The 24,421-nt window shown below is 62.7% G+C and carries 34 protein-coding genes; 23 read left to right on the plus strand and 11 right to left on the minus strand.

Annotation, left to right across the window (positions count from 1 at the left end):
• Window positions 1-42 precede the first annotated feature (42 nt).
• Entirely contained in the window at window positions 43-1,215 is a 1,173-nt protein-coding gene (locus AAXE93_RS00800; RefSeq protein WP_390127321.1) for a transaldolase, read from the plus strand.
• 14 nt (window positions 1,216-1,229) lie between these two features.
• Window positions 1,230-1,613 (plus strand): cyclic nucleotide-binding domain-containing protein, encoded by a 384-nt coding sequence (locus AAXE93_RS00805; protein WP_390127323.1) that lies wholly within the window; start codon window positions 1,230-1,232, stop codon window positions 1,611-1,613.
• A 36-nt stretch (window positions 1,614-1,649) separates the two neighbouring features.
• On the opposite strand, the gene AAXE93_RS00810 is transcribed toward AAXE93_RS00805, so the two are convergent.
• Both AAXE93_RS00810 and AAXE93_RS00815 read right to left on the minus strand, forming a co-directional pair.
• Window positions 1,650-1,955 (minus strand): DUF6737 family protein, encoded by a 306-nt coding sequence (locus AAXE93_RS00810; protein ID WP_390127325.1) that lies wholly within the window; start codon window positions 1,953-1,955, stop codon window positions 1,650-1,652.
• Window positions 1,897-2,505: a PCC domain-containing protein gene (locus tag AAXE93_RS00815; RefSeq protein ID WP_390127327.1), complete on the minus strand. Its 609-nt coding sequence runs from the start codon at window positions 2,503-2,505 to the stop codon at window positions 1,897-1,899. The genes AAXE93_RS00810 and AAXE93_RS00815 overlap by 59 nt, the downstream gene beginning before the upstream one ends.
• An 85-nt stretch (window positions 2,506-2,590) precedes the next feature.
• Here AAXE93_RS00815 and AAXE93_RS00820 point away from each other — a divergent pair, with 85 nt between their 5' ends.
• Complete coding sequence (locus AAXE93_RS00820; RefSeq protein WP_115009451.1) at window positions 2,591-2,827, plus strand: CopG family transcriptional regulator; 237 nt, start codon at window positions 2,591-2,593, stop codon at window positions 2,825-2,827.
• Between the two features lie 19 nt (window positions 2,828-2,846).
• Here the strand turns inward: AAXE93_RS00820 and AAXE93_RS00825 are convergent, their stop codons facing one another.
• Both AAXE93_RS00825 and AAXE93_RS00830 read right to left on the minus strand, forming a co-directional pair.
• Window positions 2,847-3,920 carry a transporter substrate-binding domain-containing protein gene (locus tag AAXE93_RS00825; RefSeq protein ID WP_390127330.1) on the minus strand — a complete coding sequence of 358 codons (1,074 nt, stop codon included), beginning with the start codon at window positions 3,918-3,920 and terminating at the stop codon, window positions 2,847-2,849.
• Window positions 3,921-4,007: 87 nt separating this feature from the next.
• A complete protein-coding gene (locus AAXE93_RS00830) occupies window positions 4,008-4,187 on the minus strand; it encodes a hypothetical protein (RefSeq protein WP_115161728.1) in 180 nt (59 codons plus the stop codon).
• A gap of 89 nt (window positions 4,188-4,276) precedes the next feature.
• Between AAXE93_RS00830 and pdeM the strand changes: the two genes are divergently transcribed.
• The 5 genes from pdeM to AAXE93_RS00855 all read left to right on the plus strand — a co-directional run bounded on the left by pdeM (window position 4,277) and on the right by AAXE93_RS00855 (window position 7,502).
• Window positions 4,277-4,951: a ligase-associated DNA damage response endonuclease PdeM gene (pdeM, locus tag AAXE93_RS00835; RefSeq protein ID WP_390127332.1), complete on the plus strand. Its 675-nt coding sequence runs from the start codon at window positions 4,277-4,279 to the stop codon at window positions 4,949-4,951.
• A gap of 77 nt (window positions 4,952-5,028) precedes the next feature.
• Window positions 5,029-6,405 carry a hypothetical protein gene (locus AAXE93_RS00840; protein WP_390128624.1) on the plus strand — a complete coding sequence of 459 codons (1,377 nt, stop codon included), beginning with the start codon at window positions 5,029-5,031 and terminating at the stop codon, window positions 6,403-6,405.
• Window positions 6,402-6,977: a 4'-phosphopantetheinyl transferase family protein gene (locus tag AAXE93_RS00845; protein WP_390127334.1), complete on the plus strand. Its 576-nt coding sequence runs from the start codon at window positions 6,402-6,404 to the stop codon at window positions 6,975-6,977. The genes AAXE93_RS00840 and AAXE93_RS00845 overlap by 4 nt, the downstream gene beginning before the upstream one ends.
• Before the next feature lie 28 nt (window positions 6,978-7,005).
• Entirely contained in the window at window positions 7,006-7,203 is a 198-nt protein-coding gene (locus tag AAXE93_RS00850; RefSeq protein ID WP_115132105.1) for a hypothetical protein, read from the plus strand.
• A complete protein-coding gene (locus AAXE93_RS00855) occupies window positions 7,173-7,502 on the plus strand; it encodes a hypothetical protein (RefSeq protein ID WP_390127337.1) in 330 nt (109 codons plus the stop codon). The genes AAXE93_RS00850 and AAXE93_RS00855 overlap by 31 nt, the downstream gene beginning before the upstream one ends.
• Before the next feature lie 274 nt (window positions 7,503-7,776).
• Here the strand turns inward: AAXE93_RS00855 and AAXE93_RS00860 are convergent, their stop codons facing one another.
• Window positions 7,777-8,175 carry a hypothetical protein gene (locus tag AAXE93_RS00860; protein ID WP_390127339.1) on the minus strand — a complete coding sequence of 133 codons (399 nt, stop codon included), beginning with the start codon at window positions 8,173-8,175 and terminating at the stop codon, window positions 7,777-7,779.
• Window positions 8,175-8,618, minus strand: a complete 444-nt coding sequence (locus AAXE93_RS00865; protein ID WP_390127340.1) for a hypothetical protein — start codon at window positions 8,616-8,618, stop codon at window positions 8,175-8,177. The genes AAXE93_RS00860 and AAXE93_RS00865 overlap by 1 nt, the downstream gene beginning before the upstream one ends.
• Window positions 8,619-9,301: 683 nt before the next feature.
• Here AAXE93_RS00865 and dcd point away from each other — a divergent pair.
• The gene (dcd, locus tag AAXE93_RS00870; protein ID WP_115132100.1) at window positions 9,302-9,826 is read left to right on the plus strand and encodes a dCTP deaminase; all 525 of its coding nucleotides are present in this window, start codon (window positions 9,302-9,304) and stop codon (window positions 9,824-9,826) included.
• Window positions 9,827-10,368: 542 nt separating this feature from the next.
• Here the strand turns inward: dcd and AAXE93_RS00875 are convergent.
• Entirely contained in the window at window positions 10,369-10,659 is a 291-nt protein-coding gene (locus tag AAXE93_RS00875; protein ID WP_025362165.1) for a 2Fe-2S iron-sulfur cluster-binding protein, read from the minus strand.
• Window positions 10,660-10,937: 278 nt separating this feature from the next.
• On the minus strand, window positions 10,938-11,147 hold the full coding sequence (locus tag AAXE93_RS00880) for a hypothetical protein (RefSeq protein WP_390127343.1): 210 nt from the start codon (window positions 11,145-11,147) through the stop codon (window positions 10,938-10,940).
• Between the two features lie 137 nt (window positions 11,148-11,284).
• Between AAXE93_RS00880 and AAXE93_RS00885 the strand changes: the two genes are divergently transcribed.
• A complete protein-coding gene (locus AAXE93_RS00885) occupies window positions 11,285-11,437 on the plus strand; it encodes a hypothetical protein (RefSeq protein ID WP_390127345.1) in 153 nt (50 codons plus the stop codon).
• On the opposite strand, the gene AAXE93_RS00890 is transcribed toward AAXE93_RS00885, so the two are convergent.
• Window positions 11,434-11,703, minus strand: a complete 270-nt coding sequence (locus AAXE93_RS00890) for a hypothetical protein (protein ID WP_390127347.1) — start codon at window positions 11,701-11,703, stop codon at window positions 11,434-11,436. The genes AAXE93_RS00885 and AAXE93_RS00890 overlap by 4 nt on opposite strands.
• 34 nt (window positions 11,704-11,737) lie before the next feature.
• Window positions 11,738-12,211: a CBS domain-containing protein gene (locus AAXE93_RS00895; protein ID WP_390127349.1), complete on the minus strand. Its 474-nt coding sequence runs from the start codon at window positions 12,209-12,211 to the stop codon at window positions 11,738-11,740.
• Between the two features lie 31 nt (window positions 12,212-12,242).
• Between AAXE93_RS00895 and AAXE93_RS00900 the strand changes: the two genes are divergently transcribed.
• Window positions 12,243-12,779 carry a CDP-alcohol phosphatidyltransferase family protein gene (locus AAXE93_RS00900; protein WP_390127351.1) on the plus strand — a complete coding sequence of 179 codons (537 nt, stop codon included), beginning with the start codon at window positions 12,243-12,245 and terminating at the stop codon, window positions 12,777-12,779.
• On the opposite strand, the gene AAXE93_RS00905 is transcribed toward AAXE93_RS00900, so the two are convergent.
• Window positions 12,748-13,668 carry an NAD-dependent epimerase/dehydratase family protein gene (locus AAXE93_RS00905; protein WP_390127353.1) on the minus strand — a complete coding sequence of 307 codons (921 nt, stop codon included), beginning with the start codon at window positions 13,666-13,668 and terminating at the stop codon, window positions 12,748-12,750. The two genes, AAXE93_RS00900 and AAXE93_RS00905, sit on opposite strands and share 32 nt — an antisense overlap.
• 71 nt (window positions 13,669-13,739) lie before the next feature.
• On the opposite strand from AAXE93_RS00905, the gene hisA reads away from it, so the two are divergent.
• From hisA to leuB, 12 genes are all read left to right on the plus strand, one after another.
• Window positions 13,740-14,507 (plus strand): 1-(5-phosphoribosyl)-5-[(5-phosphoribosylamino)methylideneamino]imidazole-4-carboxamide isomerase, encoded by a 768-nt coding sequence (hisA, locus tag AAXE93_RS00910; RefSeq protein ID WP_390127355.1) that lies wholly within the window; start codon window positions 13,740-13,742, stop codon window positions 14,505-14,507.
• A 128-nt stretch (window positions 14,508-14,635) separates the two neighbouring features.
• Window positions 14,636-15,004, plus strand: a complete 369-nt coding sequence (locus AAXE93_RS00915) for a Fur family transcriptional regulator (RefSeq protein ID WP_226424454.1) — start codon at window positions 14,636-14,638, stop codon at window positions 15,002-15,004.
• Between the two features lie 68 nt (window positions 15,005-15,072).
• Window positions 15,073-16,668 carry a DUF3685 domain-containing protein gene (locus AAXE93_RS00920; RefSeq protein WP_390127357.1) on the plus strand — a complete coding sequence of 532 codons (1,596 nt, stop codon included), beginning with the start codon at window positions 15,073-15,075 and terminating at the stop codon, window positions 16,666-16,668.
• Window positions 16,669-16,683: 15 nt separating this feature from the next.
• Window positions 16,684-17,250, plus strand: a complete 567-nt coding sequence (locus AAXE93_RS00925) for a thylakoid membrane photosystem I accumulation factor (protein WP_115009433.1) — start codon at window positions 16,684-16,686, stop codon at window positions 17,248-17,250.
• A gap of 64 nt (window positions 17,251-17,314) precedes the next feature.
• Complete coding sequence (locus AAXE93_RS00930) at window positions 17,315-18,475, plus strand: F420-0:Gamma-glutamyl ligase (protein WP_390127359.1); 1,161 nt, start codon at window positions 17,315-17,317, stop codon at window positions 18,473-18,475.
• 38 nt (window positions 18,476-18,513) lie between these two features.
• Window positions 18,514-19,545, plus strand: a complete 1,032-nt coding sequence (locus tag AAXE93_RS00935) for a hypothetical protein (RefSeq protein ID WP_390127361.1) — start codon at window positions 18,514-18,516, stop codon at window positions 19,543-19,545.
• Entirely contained in the window at window positions 19,545-20,021 is a 477-nt protein-coding gene (gene ruvX, locus AAXE93_RS00940) for a Holliday junction resolvase RuvX (protein ID WP_115132089.1), read from the plus strand. The genes AAXE93_RS00935 and ruvX overlap by 1 nt, the downstream gene beginning before the upstream one ends.
• Window positions 20,022-20,041: 20 nt before the next feature.
• Entirely contained in the window at window positions 20,042-20,596 is a 555-nt protein-coding gene (locus AAXE93_RS00945; protein ID WP_115009429.1) for a DUF3727 domain-containing protein, read from the plus strand.
• Entirely contained in the window at window positions 20,584-21,105 is a 522-nt protein-coding gene (locus AAXE93_RS00950; protein WP_390127364.1) for a YqeG family HAD IIIA-type phosphatase, read from the plus strand. The genes AAXE93_RS00945 and AAXE93_RS00950 overlap by 13 nt, the downstream gene beginning before the upstream one ends.
• Window positions 21,102-22,175, plus strand: coding sequence for a glutamate 5-kinase (gene proB / locus AAXE93_RS00955; protein ID WP_390127366.1), 1,074 nt, complete (start codon window positions 21,102-21,104; stop codon window positions 22,173-22,175). The genes AAXE93_RS00950 and proB overlap by 4 nt, the downstream gene beginning before the upstream one ends.
• A 35-nt stretch (window positions 22,176-22,210) precedes the next feature.
• Entirely contained in the window at window positions 22,211-23,254 is a 1,044-nt protein-coding gene (gene lpxD, locus AAXE93_RS00960; protein WP_390127368.1) for a UDP-3-O-(3-hydroxymyristoyl)glucosamine N-acyltransferase, read from the plus strand.
• 32 nt (window positions 23,255-23,286) lie between these two features.
• Window positions 23,287-24,360 carry a 3-isopropylmalate dehydrogenase gene (leuB, locus tag AAXE93_RS00965; protein WP_390127370.1) on the plus strand — a complete coding sequence of 358 codons (1,074 nt, stop codon included), beginning with the start codon at window positions 23,287-23,289 and terminating at the stop codon, window positions 24,358-24,360.
• Window positions 24,361-24,421 lie beyond the last annotated feature (61 nt).

Below are 24,421 nucleotides of genomic sequence, written 5' to 3' on the forward strand. Positions count from 1 at the left end.
AAAAAGCGCGGCTACTTTACGGGTATTGAGCCGTCGTACATCATGGCCAGCCTGCTCGATCAGCTTTCACAAATGACCGTGGTCGTTGCCGACACGGGTGATCTGGAGGCGATCCGCAAGTTCACCCCTCGGGATGCGACAACCAACCCGTCGTTGATCCTGGCTGCTGCACAGATTCCGGCCTATCAGAGCCTGATTGATGAGGCTTTGCGGTCATCGCGCAAGTTGATGGGCAGTGATGCAGCGGTGGAAGACGTGGTGCGGGAAGCGCTCGATGAGATCAGTGTGATCTTCGGCAAGGAGATCCTGAAGATTGTTCCCCGTCGTGTGTCAACGGAGGTGGATGCTCGCCTGAGTTTTGACACCGACGCCACGATTGAAAAAGGGCGCAAGCTGATTCGTCTGTACAACGATGCCGGCATCAGCAACGATCGGGTTCTGATCAAAATTGCCTCCACCTGGGAAGGCATCAAAGCTGCCGAGGTGCTGGAGAAAGAGGGGATTCACTGCAACCTCACGCTCCTGTTTGGTTTCGGTCAGGCCGTTGCCTGTGCTGAAGCCGGCGTCACTCTGATCTCCCCCTTCGTGGGGCGCATCCTGGATTGGTACAAGGCTGAAACCGGGCGCGACTCTTACCCCGGACCTGAGGATCCGGGTGTGATTTCGGTGACCAAGATCTTCAACTACTACAAGACCCACGGCTACGGCACGGAGGTGATGGGGGCGAGCTTCCGCAACATCGATGAGATCACGGAGTTGGCTGGTTGTGATCTGCTCACGATTTCACCGAAGTTGTTGGATCAGCTCCGTGAGACTGATGCTGTGCTGACCCAGAAATTGGATGCCACCCATCCCACCAATGGCGAAGCCAAGATCCACGTCGATCGCGCCAGTTTTGATGCACTGATGCAGGACGATCGGATGGCCAGCGACAAACTCACCGAGGGCATTAAAGGCTTCAGCAAAGCCATTGAAACGCTGGAGCATCAACTGGCTCATCGGCTGGCTGAACTGGAGGGTGGATCCGCCTTCCGCCACGCTGTTTCCGAGATCTTCATGCTCAACGACATGAATGGTGATGGCTCGATCACCCGTGACGAATGGCTCGGAAGTGATGCCATCTTTGATGCCCTGGATCAGGACCACGACGGTCTGATCTCCCAGGAGGACGTTCGCCAAGGCTTTGGCGCAGCTCTGACTCTGACCTCTGTCTGAGTCGCGCTGGTTCCATGCATGCCCTCGACACCATGCGTGCTTTGGCCAGTAAGGCCGAAGTGATTCATCTCAACCAGGGTGACGTGCTGTTTCGTGCCGGCGAAACCGGCACCTGCATGTACGGCCTGCTGGAGGGATCGGTGCGGCTCACCTGGATCGATTCAGCAGGCCATGAGGGACATGAAGACATCCCTGTGGGTCATGTGTTCGGCGCAGGGGCCTTGGTGATGGAGGACCATGAGCGTCTGAGCACCGCCACGGCCACCAGTGATTGCCGTTTGATTGCCATGAACCGCGACAAGTTCCTGTTTGCGGTTCAGGAGACGCCGATGTTTGCGGTGCAACTTCTCGCATCGATTGATGCCCGTCTGCGGGACATCAAGTTGGCCGACGGATGATCGCGGGCGGGTCGATGCGGCGAAAGGGCGAGAATGTTATTGATTCGGCTCAGCCGCCGACCGGTAGGCGGCGGGCACGAGCACCAGAAACAGCAGCCACCAGGCCAGCACGCTCAGGGCCAGGGGAAGGCTGATCCAAAGGCGGTGCAGCAGCACCCAGGACCCGCCGACCATCAGCACGCCCGTGGAGATGATTGACCAGGGCTGGCACCATAAGGGTTTCAGCGACCAGAACGGTGGCTGTTCTGAGAGTGTCTGTCCCTGAGGCTTCCGCTCCGGCGGCTCAGCGGAGGGCGTCGAGTTCACCGGCGGCTTGCATGGCGGCGAGATCGTCGTAGCCACCAATCACCGATCCGTCGATGAACACCTGGGGGAAGGTGGTCATCCCACTGCGCTGCTGCACGGCCAGGAAGGCTGCGTCGTCGTTGATGGTGGTGACGGTGTGGGGCAGATCCAGGGTTCTCAGGATGCGCAGGGCGCGGCTGCACCAGGGGCATCCCGGCAGCACGGCGATTTCGATCCTTGGAGCTGCTGCTGCCGTCTGACGCGCGGGGCGGCCTTCGCGTTGCTCCAGCACGCCAATCAGCAGATCAACGCCCTTCTGCACGATCGTGCCGGGCTCCAGGTGGCCTCCCCACACCTGACAGGCCCCATCCGAGAGGCTCAGGTGCAGGTGCACGCCCTCAGGGGAAAAGGTTCCATTGAGGGTGATCACCTCAAGATCGCCCTCCAGCACGGTGGGCTCCGCCTGGCCGGGGCACTGGAACGACGCCTTGGTCAGGTTGCCGACCACGCCGAGAACAAATCCGCTGATGCCGTCCCGCTGGGCCAGTTCTTCGAGGCTGAGGCGCAGATCACTGCCGGGAGCAAGCTTCAGCGGCAGGGGTTGCATGGCGCCTCAAAAAGTGTGTCCAAGATTACGCAATCTTGTCTAGCACGATATCGTTTACTAAATGTGAGCATATTTTCACGAAATCGTGTCTCTCCTTCAGGATCTGGTTCAGGAGTTGCAGCAGCGGATCGAGGGCCAGGCCGCGGCTCCCAGCACGGCTGCGGTGGCGGATGCTGCCGGCTCCGAGCGCATCAACGTCACTCTGCCCCGCGGGGTGATGGATGACCTCAAGCGTCATGCCCTCGCTGAAGGGCGCAGTTGCGGCAATCTGGCCGCCTATCTTTTGGAGGAGGCCCTGCGTCGTCATCGCCCTCTGGGCTGAGTGGGCTGAGGCTTCCGTTTCAATCCAGCAGCCGGTTGGCAATGGCGGCAACCTTCCCCTGCCGTTGCAATTTGAGGATGGAGACGTTCATGGGCGTGCGCAGGGGGCTGTCCGGTTTGATCACAAAGCCGTAGGTCTCTTCCGACAGGGTGAAGGAGGCGAGGCGCAGGGCGAGGTCGGGATTGTTTTTGAGGTGGTAGCGAATGGCCGGTCGATCAAAGATCAAGGCATCGGCTTTCTGATCCACCAAAAGTTGAACGGCGCTGTTGAGGTTGGCCGCGCTAACGATCCGCATGTCGCCGCGTTGGGCCAGCTCCATGCCACTGGTGCCCTCCACCACAGCAACCCGACGTCCGTTCAGTTGTGCAGGAACGCTGATGGCCGTTTCGGTGGCACCGGAGAGGAACAGGGTGAACGCCGAGGCAAGGCTGGCGGTGAGAGACGACACCGCGATCAGGGAGATCACCATCCAGGCGCTGGTGATGCCTCGGCCGGTTCGTGTGATCGGCGCCTTGTCGCCGTAGCCCACCGTGGTCAAGGTCACCAGGGCGAACCACATGCCGCTGCTGATGCCCGGTAGCCAGTTCCGCGGAAACTGCTCACTGTTGCGGTTGCGTTCCGCCAGCCAGATCAGGCTGCCCACCACCAGCAGAACGCTGATCAGCACCAGCACCGAGGAGATCACCGCCCAGCCGAAGAACACCTGAACGCGGCTCAGGATCGAGGGCGGACGCATCGGCAGTAACACCCCGGATTTGCCCAGGTAGTAGGGCTGGGTGAAGTCAATGCCCGGCATGGCCAGGCGGCGTGAGGTGATGCTGATCGGGCCCACCAGCACGTCGATTTCACCGTCATCCACCGCCTCAATCCCGGCTTTGGGGGATGACTGCTCCACCAGCTCGTAGCTGAGGTTGTTGTCTTCGGCGACGCGGCGCCAGATGTTGAGGCTGATGCCGCTGAGCTGATCGCCGTTCTTGATCACGAAGGGGGCCGATCCACTGATCCCCACCTTCAGTTGATTGGACTGCAGGGGAAGTGCGCTGCCGAAGCAGGCCAGCGCGAGGACGACGGACCAGCGCCGGACCCCTCGCATCAACGCTGTTCCAGACGACGCACGATCACGGCCATTGCCGCCAGGGAACCCGCCAGCGCGATCAGCAGGGCAATGGTCATGGGAACGTCAGGACAACGATGGTGCGCTCAGGTTGGCATCCCTCGCCCCAAGCAGCCAGTCGGCCACTTCCATCCTCAGGGCGTAGGCACATTCGAAACGGCCTTCCTCTTCCAGCAGGCTCAAACGTTGTTCGAGCGTGCGCAGGGTTGAACTCGCGACCTGGTGGAGGCCATTGCTCCGCGCCACAATGAGTCTTCTGGAGGCCCCCGAAGCTTGCGGCACAACGTCAGCCACCCAATGCAGCCAGCGCTACAGATCTGCGATCTACACCGTTCATGAGCGCATTGGAGTGGTCCTGGGGCGACAGCCCACTCACGTTTCTGCCCCAGCGGGCCCTGTGGCGGGCTGAGGGGCGGGAGCTGTTTGTTGCCGACCTGCATCTCGGCAAGGCCGAAGTGTTCCAGGCCCACGGCATCCCCATGCCCAGCGATGGGGATCAAGGCACCCTGAATCCGCTGCTGGAGCTCTGCCATGCCAGGTCACCGCAGCGCCTGTTCGTGCTGGGTGATCTGGTGCATGCCCGGATCGGCATCACCGCTTCCCTGCGCGAAACCCTGCTGGCGCTGCCCGATCTCTGTGGTTGTCCGGTGGTGCTGATCGGTGGCAACCATGACCAGGACAGCTGGATTGAAGGCTTACCCCAGCAGCCTTCTCAGCGTCTGGGCCATCTCTGGCTGAGCCACATGCCCGAACGGGTGCCGGAGCCGGGGTTGTTGAACGTGTGCGGTCACCTGCACCCCACCACCCGGATTCGCAGCCGTTCCGATCAGTTGCGTTTGCCCTGCTTCGCCTTTGATCCGGATGGGCCGCGTCTGGTGATTCCTTCCTTCGGGCAGTTGACGGGAGGCCATGACTGCAGCGAGCGTTACCAGCAATGGCTGGTGGCCGAAGGCTCCATCGTTCCTTGGTTCGACCCAACCCCCAACAACCGAGAGCGAAGGGTCGCGTGACTCAGCCTGCTGCGACGCGGCCCAGACCCCGACCCAAGCGCAGGATCCGTCTGCGCAAGCGCTGGCTCTTGCTGGCCATGCCGTTTGTGGTGTTCGGCGGCCTGATCGCCTTGGCGCCTGTGGCTCCTGAGCGCTCCGAGCTGCAGGAGCAAGCTGTTCGTTCGGCCCAGCAGCGCGGTCGGGATGCCAAGCCGTTCCGATATATCCCCGATGATGAGGTCTACGCGTTGGATCTCGACCCACGGCGGGTGCGCTTCGGGCTGTTGGAGGGTTGGGATCGCGAACAGGACGCCTACCAGGACAGCGCTGCCCTGGCCTACGTGTCCGGACCGATGTACGAGCGCCATGTGAACGACGATGGCCGCGAGATCACGGTCCCCTTGGGGGATCTGAAATTCGGCAAGCAGGTCTGGCGCGGTCGTAACCGTTCGGCTTCACGCCAACGGGCCTTCGTCGGCATCCGCTACGACGGCAGCATTGATTTCGGCTACGGGGAGCTCACCGATGAGCGCAGCCGCACCTACGACACCTTCATCGGCGGCCTGCACAGCCTCTACAACGACATCGAGGCTCCGCCGGAGAGCTATAAGGGGGCCTACAGCATCAGCATGGGCCAGCGCATCCGCTACTACCTGCCGCGGATCCGCATGGTGATGGGCCTGCGTCAGGACGGCCACATGGAGGTGCTGATGAGCCGTGATGGCCTCACCCTCGAGCAGACCAAAGACCTCGCCCGTCGCCGGGGCTATCTGGCGGCCTACATGCCCGACCATGCCTCGAAGAGTCGTTTGATCATCCCTGGGGTTAAGGGCTTCACCGAAGAAGACGCCAACTGGATCAGCGGCGGTGCCACCAGCTTTGTGCATGTGCCCTACCTGCTGCGGTTGAGCCCCCGCCAGATCCCCCTGCAGGGCAATCTGATCGCGGCGCTGACGCCCAAGCTGGCGCTGGATAAAGGTTGCGATGGCCCGCTCGACTGTGTGTCGTCCTTCGGCAATCACCTCGCCGATCGCGCCCTGGCGGGCTTGAACCGGGTGATGGAACAGGGCGTGGAACCCCTGGCCCGGATGATCTGGGGGCCCGCTAACAACCTCACCAAGCCGGGTTTGCCCGCGGATGCCGACGACCGCAGCGTCGATCTGGACCGTGCGCCCCTCAGGGAACCCCCGATCACGGCGGATCCTTTGGTGTTGCGCGAGCCGTCCGCTGTGATCCGGGAGCCTGAGCCGGCTGAACTCGGTTCCGATGACAGCTCAGATGCCAGCTCCGATGACAGCTGGACAGAGCCACAGCTGTTTGTGCCGTTGCCCCCCGATCTGCCGCCGCCGATTGTGCTCGATGAGCCGATTCTCAACCCCGCCGAGGTTCTGTTGGATGAGCCAACCCCATCGGTGATGTCGCCGCCAGCTTTGCCGCCCCTGCCGCCGGTGCCCGTGCCGCCTGTTCAGAATTGAGCTTAGACGCCGTTTGGTCCTGGTGGTCGATCCCCAGCACGCAACGTCGGGTGTTGGTGGCCCATCTCGCTCAGCCGCCGACGCGCGCTGAGCAGCGGACCTTGAGCGACAGCCTCACCTGCCGGTTGTTCGCCGATGCAGGCCAGATGGTTGCTGCGGATGACATCGGCCGCACGATCTACGGCAAGCCGCAGCTGCGCAATTCCCCGCTGCACCACAGCATTTCCAACACCGGATCCCTCAGCATCGGCGTGGTGGGGCCGGCTCCGATTGGCATTGATGTGGAAGCGCTGGACCGGCCGTTGCGTGTGGCCTCTGATCTCCTGACGCGGCGCATGTTTGCCTCGGCCGCTGAAGCGACGGACTGCCTGGAGCATTGGACGCTGATTCAGGCCTGGACGGCGAAGGAGGCTGTGTTGAAGGCAGCGGGTCTGGGGCTGGGCGGCGGACTCGCCAACGTGACCATCGCTTCGGACGGGGCCGCGGCATGGCTGCATGGTTCGCCTTATTCCCTCCGCCTCTGGACCCAGGAGGGCTTCAGCGTTGCGGTCGCTGAGGGCATCCGTGGCTAGAGGAAGGGATGGAGCATCGAGCAACAGCGTGAGATCTCTTTTGCAGCAACGTCTCGCCAAGGCCAACAACTTTCAGAAGGCTTTGATTACGTCTCTGCTCGCCTGGGTGGCCCTGGGGGTGTGGAGCTACCTGATCGTCGTGCCGATCCTTTCGGCTGTGGCGTTCCTCTGGCTCGGGGTGACGGGCTGGCTGGTGTGGCGGATCTGGCGCAAACCCGTGGGCTGAACCAGGGAATTGCGGTTCAGCAACTTAGAGTTCCGGCCGGTTTTGGTTCGCGTTCGGTGGAATTCACGGTGGTGATTCTGAGTGAGCAGGTTGGCTCCTACCCAAAAATCAACTGGACGGAATGGAAAGATCGCAACCGCAAGCAGATGAAGAGTCAGGGCGATGTGTGGTCGATGGCAACATTGTCTGGGGCCACAATCTGGGATTGTTTGGACAACAACAAGATCGACCGGCTCCACCTTGTGCAGTGGAAGCCTGCTGACGACACGATGTATCAAGTGAGCCTGCCGCGCCGCTGAGATTGCACTGACAATCAACGGTTCTTTTATATGAAATCAATAGCAAAAAGCACCTGTTCGATTCGAGCAGGTGCTTTTTGATGATGCTGAGGATCAGCCTTTTGTGTTTTAAAGAAGGAAGAGGAAGATCACCGTGAACATGGAACCCAGCAGGAAGATCGAGTCCTCCTTGCGGTTGATGTCAAAGGGCTCGTGGGGCTCTGGGATCATGGGAAGGGTTGTTGAAGCCGGCAAGCTAAAGGGCTCGGCTCTCCCACGGTGGTTTGATGCTGTTTCAATCGCGCCAATCCGTGAGCCGAGCTCCATTCCATCGCGCACTCGATAACACCTCTTGGAGTTGATCAACCGCAAGCTGCTTTGCATCATTCCAGTCCTGGTCTGAGAGTCTGATCAGATATTCGTGCTGAATACCTGAGCCTCTTTGCCTTGATGTGATGATCGAAACGTCGTCGTAGGTGATGGGGAAGGGGTTGCCAGCTGGTGCTCCAAGGGCAGCCTCTGAGGCGAACAACAGAAAATCGAAAATCACGGGGTTGAAATATTCTTCGCTTGCGTTCAGGTCTCCACGATCCAGCATTTGTTCTCTGGTTTGTGGTGTGTAGGTCACAAATGAAAAGCAGCATGGATCACCGGTGGCTTGCAGGTAGAGCCCTTTGAACCGACGGTTGCTCATCAATCAGCCTGCCGCCAGATGGAAGAGTTCGGATCCCAGACGGGTTTGGCGTAGGTGCCCTTCAATTGTTGTTGAGGCTGATCGATGCCCAGCTGGCCATGGCATTGGCTTGCAAATTCAATCGAGTTTTTGTGGAACTCCTTCCAGGGAACCAAGGTTTTGCCATTCCAGATGGGCGGTAAACCTGTTTCTTTGAGCAGCTGATCAAAGGCGTCAAAGTGGCTTTGCAGTTGCTCGTCCGTGAGCACAGCCTCTGGCCGCGGCACCTTTAGAGCCTGTTTGAAGGGAGCGCTCTCCATGCATGCTTCAAAGCTCTTTGTGAGTTCCGCTTGATGGCTCCAGGCTTTCTGTTGGACCACTCCAAAGACAACGAGGCCAATCAGCAATAGGCCAATCCCGATGATCGCGCTGAGATGACCAGCCGGCTCTCTGGTGTTGTCCATCGGTTCGCGCTCCCTCGCCAAGCCTAAGAAGGCGTTTCTTCTCCGCGGCCCACCACCGACGGGTTCACCCGAGCAGACTGAAACTCCTTGTTCTGCATGCGGATGCGAGTGCTGCTCACGGCTCTCCTCTCACTCGTTGCTTGCGCTCTGGTGTTGGCGATTGGGGCGAAGAGCACCGAGCGTTTCACGACCCACATCGGTTCGCGGCTGCCCCCAGCAGAGCTGGGTTGCGTCCGGTCAGGGTACGTTCAAACCGATGAGGGGCGCCGGCTGAAGGTTTTCAAGTGTCCGGTCTGATCAGCCGTTGGCCGGCTTGGTCAACTTGTAGAGGTTCAAGGCGAAGAGGGCCATTCCGAAGCTGCCGAAAGCGATGAGCAGGTCTTGCGTGGTGAAGGTCACGGCTCTCGTTGCAAATCTTTGTTGACTAATGTAACGGAGGCGCAGGGATGCGTCGTCAAGTCGTTCCGAGGGGCTGTGGGCGGTCCTCTTTTTTTATGACCTACCCCTTTGGTGTCATCAAGACAGACCTCGAAAAAGCCTTCCGGCTTCCCGACGCTCCACCGCTTGAGCAGCCTCAGAAGCCTGACGCTGCCGAGCTGAGCGAGTCAGAACGGTCGACGGTTTTGTTTGAGCACCCCGGCGTCTGAGGCGTCCATACTCATGGCCCAGTAGGGGATCGACCTATGGCGGTGCTTGGGCGTCAGGCCATTCTTCAGGCGATTGACGATGGCCTGATCGCGATCACGCCCTTCAACGCCGATCATGTTGGGCCGGCATCGGTGGATCTCACCCTCGGTTCCACGTTCCGCGTGTTCCGCAAGGTGCATGAAGTGATCGAGGTTCGCGATCACACCGACTACCGCGAATGCACCGACAAACTGGAGATCCCTGAAGGCGGGCACATCCTGATCATGCCGGGGGAGACCGTGCTGGGGATCACCCGTGAACGGGTCAGGCTTGGCCCAGGCCTTTGCGGTTGGCTTGAGGGCCGCAGCCGCTTTGCTCGCCTGGGGCTGATGGTGCACATCAGTGCACCGTTCATGGGGCCTGGGATCGACAGTCAGCAGGTGCTGGAAATGAGCAACTTTGGTCCGGCTCCACTGGCGGTGGTGCCGGGCACGCTGATCTGTCAGTTCATCTTTCAGCGCATGGATGGTGAAGAGCACTATGCCGGCCGCTTCGCTGGGCAGAGCCAGAGCAGTTTTTAGGAGGGTTGCCTTTCGTGGTCCTGATTGCCTCCTTTGAGAGGAATTAAGTAACTCAACGTTGGTATCGAGCCGTCAAATCACTGCACCGCAGCGGGTTTACAAAACTCATCGGAGATGTACATCCTCCGCAATGTCTGCCCTTCCGATTCTCTTTAGGTTTGTCCTGTTGGCGTTCGTCGGAGCAACCGTTGCATCTGTGGCTAACTCCAAAAAAGACTTTGCCTTGCTCGCTGGTGTTTTCCTGTTGGGTCTCGGAGCCTTAGAAGCAGTCCTTGCTTTCTTTGGTGTCTAAGCCTGGCGACGAGCCTTGCTTTGGCAAGCGAAGCCACGCCCTTGGAAGCTGGCTTCGCCGCTCCTTGCAGGAGTAAATCAACAGGAGAACCATGACGGCATTGGGCGCGATTCCCTGGTGACTTCAGCCTGGGCGAATCAGGTGCTTACTGAATGGAATGAATGGTGCTGGCCCAAAAAAGGGGAACAGGTGTTGATTGTTCCCCGGTGGGAGTTTTCGGACTTGAATCTCGAAGATCGGCTTGGTCAACTCAGAGGTCTTCTTCGGCTTCTCCTTTGATCTGACAATCACTTGTTGGGTAAGCCACGCAAAGCAGGGCAAATCCTTTGGCGATTTGTTCGTCGTCCAAAAAGCTCTGATCCGACTGATCCAGAGAGCCACTCGAGAGCTTGCCTGCGCAGGTGGAGCAGGCGCCAGCTCGGCATGAATAGGGCAGATCCGCACCCGCTTCTTCAGCGGCATCAAGGATGTACTGATCGTCGGCACAGGCAAAGCTCGAGGAGCCTTCCGATGTGGTGATCGTGATTTGATACGAAGCCATTGGTTTCAATCAACGCATGCATCAATCAAAAATCAAATTGGATGCCTTTGCTGATGCATTCAAGGAAGACTTCGGGATCGATGTAGCAAGTCATACCGGATTGATTCCGATGTTCTTGATCACTAATTTTGCAGGTCAGGTTGATTGCTGTTGAGGGTGTTTTGATTTAATCGCTCAACTCAGAAAACCCCGGTTGCACTCAAGCAAATCAGGGTTGTGGCGAGCAGCACCCAGCCCACCAGCTGAAGCCATTGCGTGAGTGGCGTTCCCATGGCTTATCAGTCGAGTGGGTCGTCCCAAAGGGGTGGTTCATCAAATTCTTCCAACAGCGAGTTGGCTTCCCATTCCTTGCCAGCCAGCAGCAATTGAATCACTTGATTCCAGAGGAATCGTGTCAGGCGTTTTGCCTCTTTACCCTGATGCCCGGTCTCGAACTTGATTGGAGGCACATCACCTGTGTCGTCGTGAAATCGTGAGATGAGCGACACATGATTGGGCGCATCAACTGCTCCGTCGTAACTCTCCTGGTTCGATGCTTGACGTATCAACTGACTCTGTTTGTTCGCACACGTTGAAAGCCAAACAAGGCCTCGCCATGGGCAACCCGGCGGCGCATGCTTGAGCCATGCAAGCCAAAACATCGGAAGGCTTAGAGGTTCTCGCGGCTGTTGTTGTCACCGCCGGCCTGGTGGCGGGCAACCTCGTGTTGTTTTCGCCGTTGCGCGTGGACAACCGCGTGCCGCCTGCTCCGGTATCGCAACCAGCGGAACGCCCTTAGCGCTTGAACACGCCGTTGCAGTCGCCTGGAGCAGGTTTCACAAAGCAGTGCCCCTCAACAGACCAGTACCCCAGAGCTGGAAAAGCCAGGCTTTGGGCCCGGGCTTCGGCGTTAACGGCTTTAACGCCTCGGGCCTGGATCAGCACGTTGCCCTCGCCATCCACCAGATCAAGGAAATCCATTTCCTCGGTCTCGGCCGTGGGGTTGGCGTAGCCATGCAGGGGAACAACCACCAGCACACAGGCCATGAGTAAGGAGCGCAGCATCGGCCTGGAAAGGGGGAACGAAGGATGAGTTGAATCAGCCGTCTTGATGGGAGGCGAGGGCACGCACCACGTCTCCCCGGGTGATCACGCCGACGGGACATTGCTTGCCGTCCAGCACGAACAGGCGTTGCGTGCCCCGTTCATGCAGCTGGGATGCCGCCTTGGGCAGCGCTAACGCTGTATCGCAGCTGTGGGAGTCCTTGCGCATCAGATCGCTCACCTTGGTGCCGAGCACCTGGTGCACCTGCTTGTCCCAGTTCAAGGGATTGCGCAGGTAGATCACGCTATCCAACAGCATCACGTAGGGGCCTGCATCAATACCGCTCTCCCGCACCATCAGATCCTGCTCCGTAAGCTCGCCGATCAGTCGACCCTCTGCATTCACCACCGGCAAACCACTCACATGGTGGTCGCTGATCATCTGCACGGCCTGCTGCAACGGGGTGTCGGGCGTGACCGTCAGAACCGGCTGGGTCATCACATCAGCCACCGTCAGCTGCAGGACCATGATCAAGGTTCAGCTCCTCACATTCTGAGCGTTGGTTCTGTCTTTGCGTTCGATTGCCAACGGGCTCACCGTGGCGCGAGCCGTTGCCGGTTTCCCGCTGATCCTTGCCCTGCAGTTCGGCTGGCAGGGCTGGGCCTGGTGGTTGCTGCTGCTGGCCGGGCTCAGTGATGCGGCCGATGGTTGGCTGGCCCGGCGCGCCGGGGGTGGCAGCAGCTGGGGCGCCCGCCTCGACCCCCTCACCGACAAGGTGCTGATCGCGGCACCGTTGCTCTGGCTGGCGTCGTCCGCTGTGCTTCCGCTCTGGGCGGTCTGGTTGTTGCTGGCCCGTGAATTGCTGATCTCGGGCTGGCGCTCCCAGGCCAGTGATGGCGGGCCGGCTTCGCTGTCAGGCAAAGCCAAGACGATCCTCCAGTTCCTAAGCCTGTTGCTGATGCTCTGGCCCTCCGGCTGGATCGCTGCTGCCGGGCTTCAGAGCCTGGGCTGGTGGCTGTTCTGGCCCTCCCTCGCCCTGGCTCTGAGCTCAGCTTTGGGCTACATCACGCCCCGATCAGCGCCTCGTCAGAACTGAAGTCTGGCGCTGAGGTTGGGTTCAGGGCGTAGTCGTTGGCGTAGCTGTCGGCCAGGCCCTTGGCCAGGTCGAAGCTGGGTTGCCAGGCCAGTTCGCGTTCCACCCGGGTGATGTCGGTGAGGAAGTGATTGAGCCGCAGCGGGAAGGCCTTGCGGGCCTTGGGATCTAGATCGCTGGGGTTGAAGCTGCGCAGCTCGAGGCCATCGGGATCGCGGCCGCAGGCCACGGCGGCGGCGCGGATCAGGCCCCGGAAGCTGATGCCCTGCTTGCCGGAGCAGTTGTAGATGCGATTGGCGGCAGCATCCACCTCGATGCAACGGGCCATCGCCTCCGCCAGATCCTCCACGTGGCCCAGTTGGGTGATCGTGCTGCCGTCACCGGGCAGCGGAATTGGGCGGTTGTGAACGATGCGATCGAAGAACCAGCGTTCCACCGGGTTGTAGTTGCCCGGGCCATAGATGTAGGTGGGCCGGAAGCTGGTGAAGGGGATGCCTTCCTTGCGCAGCCAGGCTTCGGTGTCGGCCTTGCCGGCGTGACGGCTCTGCGGATCGGTGGGGCTGGATTCATCCAGGGGCCACTGCTCCGAATCGGCGTACACCCCGGCTGAACTCACATACACAAAGCGATGGCTGGGGGCCCCGGTGATGGCCACCACCCGGCTGCTGTCCTCCTGCTTGCGTCCGGAGCTGTCGACGATCACATCGAAGCTGCGGCCCTGCAGCGCGCTGAGACCTTCATCGCTGCTGCGATCGCCACACAGGTGTTCCACGCCGGCGGGTACGGGGTTCTTGCCGCGGGTGAACAGGGTGAGTGCATGGCCCTGGGCCTGCAGGCGGGCCACCAGGGGCCGGCCCACGAAGCGGGTTCCCCCCATCACCAGGATCTTCATGCACTTGGGCCCGAAAAGCGCAGCCATTGAAGCGTGGCGCTGCAGGATGGAGGGTCTCTGGTCCGACCCCGATGGAGATCATTCCCGCCATTGATTTGCTCGATGGAGCCTGCGTCCGGCTTCACCAGGGGGATTACGACCAGGTGACCCGATTCAGTGAGGATCCTGTGGCGCAGGCCCTCAGCTGGCAGAGCCAGGGGGCAACCCGTTTGCACCTGGTGGATCTCGATGGCGCCAAACGGGGTGAGCCGATCAATGACGCAGCTGTGCGGGCCATCACCGCCGCCCTCGACATCCCTGTTCAGCTCGGGGGTGGTGTGCGCTCGCTCGAGCGCGCCGAAGAGTTGATCGCCTGTGGCCTGGATCGGGTCATCCTCGGCACGGTGGCGATTGAAAAGCCGGAGTTGGTTCAGGAGTTGGCCCAACGCCATCCCGGCCGAATCGTGGTGGGCATTGATGCCAACGATGGCCGGGTGGCCACCCGGGGCTGGATCGAGCAGAGCGATGTTCTGGCCACCGATCTGGCTAAGCAGTTCAGTGCCGCCGGCATCGCGGCGATCATCACCACCGACATCGCCACCGATGGCACCCTCGCCGGCCCCAACCTGGAGGCCCTGCGAACCATGGCGCAGTGCAGCGCCGTTCCGGTGATCGCCTCCGGCGGCATCGGCTGCATGGGCGACCTCCTCTCGCTCCTGCCCCTGGAGCCCCTTGGTGTGACTGGGGTGATCGTTGGCCGAGCCCTCTACGACGGCCGTGTCGACCTGGCGGAGGCCATCGCCGCGTTGGGCGAGGCAAGGCTTCAAGACGTCACCGCCGTGGCGGCAGACATCGCCTGAGCTGGCCTAGGGCTTTATGGTTAAAGGAGCAGGCACCTTCTGTGGTAAGAGCAGCCGCTGGCAAGAGCAGCACGCCGTCCCCCGCGGGCAGCTTGCAGGAGGTGTTTGAGCAGTGCCGGCGGCTGGGGATGCGTCTCAGCCGTCAGCGGCGCATGGTGCTCGATCTGCTCTGGAGCGAGAAGAGCCACCTCAGTGCCCGCGACATCTTTGAACAACTGAATCTGAGGGGCCGCAGCATCGGCCATACCTCGGTGTATCAGAACCTCGAAGCCCTGCAGTCGGCTGGGGTGATCGAGTGTCTCGACCGCGCCAGTGGTCGCCTCTATGGCTACCGCAGCGATCCCCACAGCCATCTCACCTGTCTGGACAGCGGTTCGATCGAAGACATCGACGTTGTTCTCCCCGACGACCTGTTGCGTCAGATCGAACAGCGCACCGGCTTTCGCATCGAGTCGTACACCCTGCAATTGAACGGCCGGCGCACCCTGGAGAACTGAGCAGAAGCTCGTTACCTTAAGCCCAACTGTTTCGGGTTCCACTCTTGGTCTCCCCTTCGCCGGTGCGGATGTTGCTGCTCGCTCCGGATCTGCTCGGGGAGTCGCTGGCGTTGAAACTCACCTGCGCCCGGGAGGAATGGGAGGTGATGCTTCGCCCTGAGCGCCTGACGGGTGCCCCGGCGTTGGTGATCTGGTCGATCGACACCGTGGCCTCATTGGCGTCGCTTCAGCAGGAGTTGTTCGCCCTGCAGGAGCGTTGGCAGCCAGCCCCGGTTCTGCTGCTGCTGCCCAGCGAACTACGCCTGTCGCGGGAGCAGCTGCTGGAGCTGCCAGCGGCCGGCCTGCTGCAGAACGTCGATGCCCAGGGCCTGCAGAACGCCATCGAAACCCTGCTGCAGGGCGGCAGGGACATTCGCCTGGAGGCTGCGCCGGAGACGCCAAGCCAGCAGCAGACCATGGGTCTGGGCCAGTGGTTGCTGGTGAGTGGCCTGCAGCAGGTGAGCCGCGAGCTGCAACGGGTGGAGGCCCTGCTCAATCCGCCCCCGGAGCAGCCCTTGCTGTTCCTGCTGCTGCAGGGGCGCCGCCGTGAATTGCGCTTCGCCAAGGGCTTGCTGCTCTGGCTCTGGGGGCCACTGCAGATGGGCCTCGAGCATGCAGAACCCCTGGGCCCCTCTGTCTCCAGAGCTGGATCAGCCACCACCACGGCGATCAGCCTGCGCGAGCGCAACGCCGTTGCCGTTTGGGATGCCATCCGCGACCGCATCGATGCATCGGTTCAGGCTGGATTGACCAATTCCACCGGACGTTTGCTGGCGATTGAGGGTCTGCACCCGGATCGCCGCCGGGAGTTGCTGCTGGCCCTGTTGCAACAGCTTGATCAGGTCTTGCAGCGCCTGCGCAGCCGCCAGGACGGCACGGCGATCGCTCAGGCCTGGGATTCATTGCAGCCCGAGTTGCGACAGCAGGCCCTCACTGCCCTGGCCGGCAGTTACGTCCAGATCCCCTGCGATGGCGAGCTGCAGCCGGTGGTGGCTTCGCTGCTCAACCGTGCTGATCTCACCGGCGCCGACGGCGAGCTGCCCGATCCAACCGGAATGCTGGCGCCGCTGGTGGCCGATCAACCGATGCTGGTGAACGGCCTGCTGCTGCCGGCCGATGACCCCAGGGCCTTCCTGCAACTGGAAACCCTGGTGAGCAACTGGCTGGTGAGAACGGCGGAACTGATTGGTGCCGAATTGCTCGATGCCTGTGGTGACTGGCCGGAGCTGCGCCGTTACCTGCTGCGGGATCCCCTCCTGGCGACCCGGGAACTCGACCGGCTCAGGAACCGCTTGAACACCCAGCTGCGCTGGGCGGATTGGGTGGAGCGCCCCATTCAGCTCTACGAAAGCCAGCGCACCCTGTTTCAGTTGCGCTCCGGTCGCATCGAACCGCTGCTGCTGACGGAGCCCCGCGACAAGGAGCTCAATCAGCTGGGTTGGTGGCAGCGGCAGGTGGCCTTGCTCCTGGAAGCCCGGGATGCCCTCGCACCCCAGGTGCAGGCCCTAGTGCGCCGCATCGGCGACCTTGCCGTGATCCTGCTCACCCAGGTGCTTGGGCGCGCTATCGGTCTGGTGGGGCGGGGCATTGCCCAGGGCATGGGACGCAGCTTCGGCCGCGGTTAGGCCCCTGGGTCCACAATGGCGATCCGCTGCTTCGGCTTGATGCTTGCTTTGGTGCGCTGTCTGATCACCGTTTCGATCGCGCTGCTGCTCCATGTCGCACCAGCCGCCGCTGTGTTGAACAGCGACAGCTACGACGGCAACATCTATGCCCTCTACGCCGGCAATGGCTCGTTGGTGCCTCCCGCCAGCACCTTGGAGGAGTCCCTCGCTGAGGGGCGCACAGCCGTGATCGTCTACTACCTGGATGACAGCGCCGTGAGCAAACGCTTCGCTCCGGTGGTGTCGGAACTGCAACGGCTTTGGGGCCGCAGCATCGATCTGCTGCCGCTTTCCACCGATCCTCTGCAGGGCCGTGAATCCCTGGGTGCGGGTGATCCAGCCACCTATTGGTCGGGAACCATTCCGCAGGTGGTGGTGATCGGCACCGATGGCCGGGTGGTGCTCGACCAGAACGGTCAGGTTCCTCTGGCGGCGATCAACGACGCCATCAGCGCCTCCACCGGTCTTCCCGCTCCTGATCTGGGACGCATTGACCAGGAAGGCAGCTTCAACGAAGTGAACATCGAAGTCACCGCCAACTGAGACGCCCACCGCCGTGGCGCCTACGCTGCCGGCCAGTTGTCCCGGTCGCTGAGCCGGATCCGCTGTGTCGCTGCTGCTTGCTCCGCTCGGCTTAGGACTTGCTGTGGCCTGGCTGGAGCTCCGCCATCGCCTCAGACCCGCCTCACCGTTGCGGATGACCCCGCGCGACTGGCGGGTTGATGATCTGGGCGGGCGGCTTCGTGTCGAGGGTGTGCTGGAGATCAGCAACCCTCATCCCCGCATGGAGATTTTTGTGCCGGAGCTGCGGGTCGAGCCCGTGCTGCTGGGGTCCTCTGATCCCGCCGGCCTGGAGGTGAAAACGCGGATCATTGCCGACCATCCCGACGAGGAGACCCGCGCAGACGGCTACTGGGCGGCCTACATCGTCAAAGGACGCAAAACCACGCGTGCCCGGGTCTCGATCGAGATCACCGGCCCGACCCCATCGGCTCGGGTCGACAGCCTCTGGGTGGATGCCCACTGGGTGAATTACGGACCCTTCGGTCGCCTGCAGCGCCGTCAGGGCGTGCTGGTGCCCTTGAGCCGTCCTCAACCCCTGCAGCCCGATCAAGCCCACTTCCGCCAGGGGGAAGGCTGCCGCGTCTTGCCGCTGCGCACCCACCTGCTCGGCCCCCTGGACGACGCCATCGACGTCCTGCGCACCTACGCCGCTGATCTGGTGCAGCCCGGCGACATCCTCACCATCGGCGAGACCCCCGTGGCTGTGATCCAGGGTCGCTACCGCCATCCCAGTGAGGTGGAACCCGGCATGGTGGCGCGCCTGGCCTGCCGTGTGTTTCATCCCACCAGCAGCCTGGCCACGGCCTGCGGCATGCAGACCTTGATCGATCTGGTGGGGCCCACCCGGGTGCTGGCCGCCTGGCTGGGGGGGCTGCTGATGAAGCTGGTGGGCATCCCCGGTGGCTTCTATCGCCTCGCCGGGGACCAGGCCCGCTTGATCGACGACATCACCGGCACCACACCGCCCTATGACCAGACCATTGTTCTGGGGCCATCCCGGGCTGAGCAGTTCTGTCGTGATGCCTCGACCGAACTCGCGGTCGACGTTGCCATCGTCGATGTCAACGACCTCGGCCGTGTGAAGGTGCTGGCCTCCAGCCCCGGCTGTGATGAGGGCTTGCTGGGCCGGGCCCTGCGTCCCAATCCTGCTGGCAACGCCAATGAGCGCACCCCCCTGGTGTTGGTGCGGCCAGGCCTGGAATGAGCGATACATTGTGAGCAGTTGGGGTCGGAGGGTGTCCGGTGACAGAACCCAAGACCACCTCCATCCGCATTGAGCCCCTTAACCCAGCTCACCTGGCCCAGTGGGTTCAGGATGCGCCGATCGATCAGCTCTCACGTTTTCAGGGTTTTCTGATCGGTGAATGGCTCTCCAGAGTCGAGCAACGCTTTCCCGATCTGCTCCCCAGCCGTTCGCCCCGTTGCCTGATGGCCCTCGCGGGGGATCGCCCGGTGGCCAGTGTGGTGGCCCGGCCGTTCAACCGCCGCGGCAGCTGCTGGATCCTTCATCTGCCGGAGCTGCTGGGCCCGCTGGACGATCACAGCCAGCGCACCATTCAGCAGTCCCTGCTTCAGCAGGCTCTGCAGTCCTGGACGGCCCAGATCTGCAGCTGGGTGATCCGCTGCCCGGCCACCGATGCCGATGCCATTGCCCTGCTGCGGGAGCTGGGCTTTCAACCGCTTCGTCCGTATCAGTGCTGGTGTCCACCAGGGGCTGGGGTTGATTCAAATGGCACCGATCAGTTGCCAGGGGGTCTGCGCTGGGCGGCCTTGAACCGCCGCACCGCCCAGTTGCTCTGGCCGATCGAGCAGGGCGGCAGCCACAGCCATCTGCGTCAGATCACCGACCGCCATTGGCTGGATCTGCTGGACCGCAACGGCCCCGGCTGCGGCGTGCTGATGGCTGGAGATGCTGTGTTGGCGGGCTGCATCCGCCTTCCCGATGCGGGAGAGGCAGGGTTACTGGAACTGATGCGCGATGTCGCCTGGGATCCCCGGCTGGATCAGGTCCTTCCCCAGGTTTTGAACGGGATCCTTCAGCGCGGCCGCCCCCGCGGGCTGCTCACGGCCTTTGACGATGCCCCCCTCAGCCGGATCCTGGAGGCGGAGGGCTGGACCCGCGGCGACGAGCAGCTGCTGCTCGGACGCAGCATGTGGCGGCGTCAGTCACCCCAGCGCAACCTGCAGCTGACCCGATCGCTCGATCAGGTGCTGGGCCGATTGCGGCCCCAGGGCACACCCTTGCCCACACCAAGCCTGGGTGATCGGCACTGATGCGGCCGCGTCCCTGTTCGATCCTCAGCCTCGATGTGGGCCGGCGGCGCATCGGCCTGGCCGGCTGCGATGCCCTGGGCATCAGTGTCACGCCCCTCGCTGCCCTGCGTCGTGGTCGCTTTGATGCGGATCTGGTCGTTCTGCGGGCCCACTGCCGTGAACGGTCGGTGCAGGGGCTTGTGGTGGGTTTGCCTCTGGATGCCGCGGGCCAGCCCACGGCCCAGGCGGAGCATTGCCAGCGTTACGGCCTGCGCCTGGCTGCCGCCCTCGATCTGCCCCTGGCCTGGGTGAATGAACACAGCAGCACCTGGGCGGCCGGTGAACAGTTCGGGCTGACGGGCGATCGCAGCGGACGTCTGGACAGTGCAGCTGCTGCCCTGCTGCTGGAGCAATGGCTGGCGGAGGGTCCGGAGCTCAAACCGGCCCAACAGAGTGCGTCAAGGTCGGGCGCCGGGGCGGGCGATGGTGGATCCTGAGCCCAGTCAGAGCCGCGTCGATGTCTGAGTCGGGCCCCGGTAAGAGCAGCGATCACCCCACCCTGCTGGTCCGCGACCGCGAGGGCCATGACCTGCTGTGCTTCCTCGAGCATCTGATCCCCATCGAGGGGCAGGACTACGCCCTGCTCTCGCCGGTCGACACACCGGTGTCGCTGTTTCGGCTCAATGACGATGCAGAGCCGGTGCCGATTACGGAAGTTGCCAGCAGCGAGCCGATTCTCTCGGTGGCTGATGTGGTGCTCCAGGAGCACGACCTGGTTCTGGTGCGATCGGCGATCACCCTCACCGTCAGTGGTGAACTGGAGGAGCCGGATCAGGACGAGCTCGACGAGCTAGAAGAGGACGACGACGTTGATGAGGACGCCGAGACCTTTGAGCTGCTGGTGAGCTTCATGGTCGACGCGGAGGAATACGGCCTCTACATCCCCCTTGATCCGTTCCTGGTGTTAGTGCGGATGGTGGATGGCCAGGCGGTGCTGCTGAGCGACGATGAGCTCGACCGCGTTCAACCCCTGATTGAGGCGGAACTGGAGGAGCGTGAATGGCCGGATTGACGGCACAGCACTGGTTGACCCCCGATTGGGATCCCCACCTCACCATTGCCCAGCTTTCGCTGCCTCACCTCACGGCCCACGGCCTGAAGGCTGCCGTGATCGACGTTGACCGCACCCTTCTGCCCGGTCGTGACGTGACCCTGCCAGGGCCGGTGCGCGACTGGCTGGTGGATGCCGGCCGCCGCCTGCAATTGCATCTGTTCAGCAACAACCCCTCCCGCGATCGGATTGCTGCCGTGGCTGATCAGCTGCAGGTCAGCTTCACCTTTGGTGCCGGCAAGCCCCGCCGTGGCGCCCTGCGCAGCGTGGTTCGTGATCTCGCGCTGCCCCCGGAGGCGATCGCGATGATCGGCGACCGCCTGTTCACGGATGTGCTCTGCGGCAACCGGATGGGGCTTTACACGGTGTTGGTTCGACCGGTTCGAGACGACGGCAAGCCCTGCCGCTATGACCGGGTGCAGCGGTTTGAACGCGCCATGGCCCGCGTGATGGGGGCGCCTTCAGCATGACCCTGTGGGTCGTGAAAATCGGCACCAGCCTGCTTCGGGGGGAGACCGCCACCACGATTGATGGCTACGCCCGCTGCTTCGCAGGGGCCATGGACCGCGGTGACCAGGTGGTGCTGGTCACCAGTGGTGCCGTCGGCCTGGGCTGCCAGAAGTTGGCCCTCACCAACCGACCCGACACGGTGGTGGCCCTGCAGGCGGCTGCAGCCATCGGCCAGGGCGCGCTGATGGCGCTGTACGAACGGGCCATGGAACGTCATGGTCGTTCCGTGGCGCAGGTGCTGTTGACCCGCTCCGACCTGGCCGATCGCCGTCGGTATCAGAACGCTTCGGGCACCTTGCGGCAGCTGCTGAGCTGGGGGGTGCTGCCAGTGATCAATGAGAACGATGCCCTTTCGCCGGCGGAGTTGCGCTTCGGCGACAACGACACCCTCTCGGCGTTGGTGGCCGCCGCCGTTGAAGCCCAGCAACTGATCCTGCTCACGGATGTTGATCGCCTCTATTCCTCGGATCCGCGGGTGGATGCCAACGCCGAACCGATCTCGGATGTTCGCCACCCTCGGGAGCTGGAATCCTTGGAACAGGGGGCCGGCGACGGGGGGCGCTGGGGCACCGGCGGCATGACCACGAAGTTGTCGGCAGCCCGCATCGCCACCGCCAGTGGCATCACCGTTCAGCTCGCCGATGGCCGCGACCCCGCGCGTCTCGAGGCTTTGCTGTTGGGCGAACGGGGGGGAACGGTGTTCCATCCCCACCCCGAACCCCTGGGCAACCGACGCAGTTGGCTGGCCCACGTGCTTCGGCCTGAGGGTGAACTGCAGCTGGATGCGGGGGCCTGTGCAGCGCTGCAGCACCGTGGTGCGTCCCTGCTGCTGGTGGGTGTGACGGCGGTGCGGGGTGAGTTCGCCGCCAATCAACCCGTTCAGTTGCTGGACCCCGATGGAGAGGACCTGGGCCGTGGCCTCTGTTCGATGGACAGCGACCAGCTGCGGGCCGCGATGAATGACCCATCGCCGGGGGAGTCCTCCCCGGTGGTGGTGCATCGCGATGGTCTGGTGCTTCGCAGCCGTTAACCACGTCTACGATCCGCCGGACTGCCCTGGCCTCCATGCGTTTCAGCACCCTGATCAAGGTTCTGCAGACCGGTGATGCAGGTCTGCGCTGGAGCCAGCCGGGCTTGGACCCATGGCTTGAGGGTGCCGCTTCACTCGATCAGGCCTCAGCCGCGCAGCTCAGCTTTCTGGAGAAGGGCAACGCCCTCACCGCGGCCTTGGGCGCCAGCGGCGTGGGTGCCCTGTTGCTGCCCGACCAACAGGATCTGATTGATCTGGCTTCGCAGCGTGGCATCGCCTTTGCGGTCTTCGCGGATCCGCGTCTGGCCTTTGCTGAAGCCCTCGATCAGTTGCATCCCCGCCGCCGGCCCTTGGCGGAGATTCACCCTTCGGCGGTGATCGATGAACGGGCTGTGGTGGGCCCCGGTACAGCGGTGGGCCCGCGGGTCTGCATCGGGGAGGGAAGCCGTCTTGGTGCCGACTGCATCGTTCACCCCGGGGTGGTGATCTACGACAACGTGGTGGTGGGTGATGGCTGCGAGCTGCACGCCAATGCCGTGCTCCACCCCGGCAGCCGTCTCGGGCGTGGCTGTGTGGTGAACTCCAATGCCGTTGTCGGCTCTGAGGGATTCGGCTTCGTGCCGACTGCCAAGGGTTGGCGAAAAATGCCGCAAACCGGCCAGGTGGTTCTCGAAGACGGCGTTGAGGTGGGTAGCGGCACCACCATTGATCGCCCTTCCGTTGGCGAGACCCGCATTGGTGCCGGCACCAAGATCGACAACCTTGTGCAGATCGGCCACGGCGTCACCACTGGCCGTGGCTGTGCCTTCGCCTCCCAGGTTGGCATCGCCGGTGGCGCCCACATCGGCCAGGGGGTCATCCTGGCGGGCCAGGTGGGGGTCGCCAATCGTGTTGTCGTGGGCGATCGCGTCATCGCTAGCTCCAAGACCGGCATTCACGCTGATGTGGCCCCCGGAGAGGTGGTGAGTGGTTTTCCCGCGATTCCGAATCGCCTCTGGCTGCGATGTGCCTCCACCTTCAGCAAGCTGCCGGAGATGGCCAAGACCCTGCGGGAGCTCAAGCGGGACACCCCTCAGTAACCTCAGCGGTCGACCTGCCGCACCGCACCGTCATGGCTCAGCACCGCGTTGTTCTCCTGCCCGGTGATGGCATCGGCCCCGAGATCACCGCTGTCGCCCGCCAGCTGCTGGAGGTGGTGAGCCAGCGCCATGGCTTTTCGTTGAGCTTTGAGGAGCAGCCCATTGGCGGCAGCGCCATTGATGCCACCGGTGAGCCGCTGCCAGCCAGCACCCTCGAAGCCTGCAAGGCAGCCGATGCGGTGTTGCTGGCCGCCATCGGCAGCCCCCGCTTCGACAGCCTTCCCCGCGAGAAACGGCCGGAAACCGGCCTGCTCGGCCTGCGCGCCGGCATGGAGCTGTTCGCCAATCTGCGGCCGGTGAAGATTGTTCCGGCCCTCATTGATGCCAGCAGCCTCAAGCGTGAGGTGATCGAGGGGGTGGACCTGATGGTGGTGCGGGAACTCACCGGGGGGATCTACTTCGGTCAGCCCAAGGGACGCATTGAGACCGAGGGGGACGAGCGCGGCTTCAACACCATGACCTACTCCGCCTCGGAGGTGGATCGGATCGCAAAGGTGGCCTTTGAGATAGCCCAGGAGCGGCGGGGCCGGCTCTGCTCGGTGGACAAGGCGAATGTGCTCGATGTGAGCCAGCTTTGGCGGGATCGTGTTGATGCCATGGCGCCCAGCTATGGCGCTGTGGAGGTGAGCCACATGTATGTGGACAACGCGGCGATGCAGCTGGTGCGTGATCCTCGCCAGTTCGATGTGCTGCTCACCGGCAACCTCTTCGGCGACATCCTCAGCGACGAGGCGGCGATGCTCACCGGCTCCATCGGCATGCTGCCCTCAGCCTCCCTCGGCAGTAAGGGCCCTGGTTTGTTTGAGCCTGTGCACGGTTCAGCTCCCGACATCGCCGGTCAGGACAAGGCCAATCCCATGGCCATGGTGCTGTCGGCCGCAATGATGCTGCGCATCGGCCTCAAACAGGCCGCGGCTGCCGATGATCTTGAGGCCGCTGTGGATGCCGTTCTGGCCGGTGGCTTCCGCACGGGTGATCTCATGGCAGAAGGCTGCACCCAGCTGGGTTGTCGCGCCATGGGTGAGCAATTGCTCAAAGCTCTGTAAGCCAGAGATTGGTGCAATCGGGCCCTGATCTGGCAGGATCGCCGGGTCCATAGTCCCTGCG

The sequence above is a fragment of the Synechococcus sp. HIMB2401 genome, from assembly GCF_042883245.1.
Classification (GTDB): Bacteria; Cyanobacteriota; Cyanobacteriia; order PCC-6307; family Cyanobiaceae; genus Parasynechococcus.

Coding starts and splice junctions, on each gene's coding strand:
- leuB (WP_390127370.1), top strand. CDS start 23,287: ATGGCTCAGCACCGCGTTGTTCTCCTGCCCGGTGATGGCATCGGCCCC.
- AAXE93_RS00895 (WP_390127349.1), bottom strand. CDS start 12,211: ATGGTCCTGCAGCTGACGGTGGCTGATGTGATGACCCAGCCGGTTCTG.
- AAXE93_RS00875 (WP_025362165.1), bottom strand. CDS start 10,659: ATGGCTTCGTATCAAATCACGATCACCACATCGGAAGGCTCCTCGAGC.
- hisA (WP_390127355.1), top strand. CDS start 13,740: ATGGAGATCATTCCCGCCATTGATTTGCTCGATGGAGCCTGCGTCCGG.
- dcd (WP_115132100.1), top strand. CDS start 9,302: ATGGCGGTGCTTGGGCGTCAGGCCATTCTTCAGGCGATTGACGATGGC.
- AAXE93_RS00920 (WP_390127357.1), top strand. CDS start 15,073: ATGTTGCTGCTCGCTCCGGATCTGCTCGGGGAGTCGCTGGCGTTGAAA.
- pdeM (WP_390127332.1), top strand. CDS start 4,277: ATGAGCGCATTGGAGTGGTCCTGGGGCGACAGCCCACTCACGTTTCTG.
- AAXE93_RS00825 (WP_390127330.1), bottom strand. CDS start 3,920: ATGCGAGGGGTCCGGCGCTGGTCCGTCGTCCTCGCGCTGGCCTGCTTC.
- AAXE93_RS00800 (WP_390127321.1), top strand. CDS start 43: ATGGCCAGCCTGCTCGATCAGCTTTCACAAATGACCGTGGTCGTTGCC.
- AAXE93_RS00860 (WP_390127339.1), bottom strand. CDS start 8,175: ATGAGCAACCGTCGGTTCAAAGGGCTCTACCTGCAAGCCACCGGTGAT.
- AAXE93_RS00950 (WP_390127364.1), top strand. CDS start 20,584: ATGGCCGGATTGACGGCACAGCACTGGTTGACCCCCGATTGGGATCCC.
- AAXE93_RS00925 (WP_115009433.1), top strand. CDS start 16,684: ATGGCGATCCGCTGCTTCGGCTTGATGCTTGCTTTGGTGCGCTGTCTG.
- AAXE93_RS00890 (WP_390127347.1), bottom strand. CDS start 11,703: ATGCTGCGCTCCTTACTCATGGCCTGTGTGCTGGTGGTTGTTCCCCTG.
- proB (WP_390127366.1), top strand. CDS start 21,102: ATGACCCTGTGGGTCGTGAAAATCGGCACCAGCCTGCTTCGGGGGGAG.
- AAXE93_RS00915 (WP_226424454.1), top strand. CDS start 14,636: ATGCGTCTCAGCCGTCAGCGGCGCATGGTGCTCGATCTGCTCTGGAGC.
- ruvX (WP_115132089.1), top strand. CDS start 19,545: ATGCGGCCGCGTCCCTGTTCGATCCTCAGCCTCGATGTGGGCCGGCGG.
- AAXE93_RS00905 (WP_390127353.1), bottom strand. CDS start 13,668: ATGAAGATCCTGGTGATGGGGGGAACCCGCTTCGTGGGCCGGCCCCTG.
- AAXE93_RS00945 (WP_115009429.1), top strand. CDS start 20,042: ATGTCTGAGTCGGGCCCCGGTAAGAGCAGCGATCACCCCACCCTGCTG.
- AAXE93_RS00885 (WP_390127345.1), top strand. CDS start 11,285: ATGCAAGCCAAAACATCGGAAGGCTTAGAGGTTCTCGCGGCTGTTGTT.
- lpxD (WP_390127368.1), top strand. CDS start 22,211: ATGCGTTTCAGCACCCTGATCAAGGTTCTGCAGACCGGTGATGCAGGT.
- AAXE93_RS00865 (WP_390127340.1), bottom strand. CDS start 8,618: ATGGACAACACCAGAGAGCCGGCTGGTCATCTCAGCGCGATCATCGGG.
- AAXE93_RS00840 (WP_390128624.1), top strand. CDS start 5,029: ATGCCGTTTGTGGTGTTCGGCGGCCTGATCGCCTTGGCGCCTGTGGCT.
- AAXE93_RS00805 (WP_390127323.1), top strand. CDS start 1,230: ATGCATGCCCTCGACACCATGCGTGCTTTGGCCAGTAAGGCCGAAGTG.
- AAXE93_RS00815 (WP_390127327.1), bottom strand. CDS start 2,505: ATGCAACCCCTGCCGCTGAAGCTTGCTCCCGGCAGTGATCTGCGCCTC.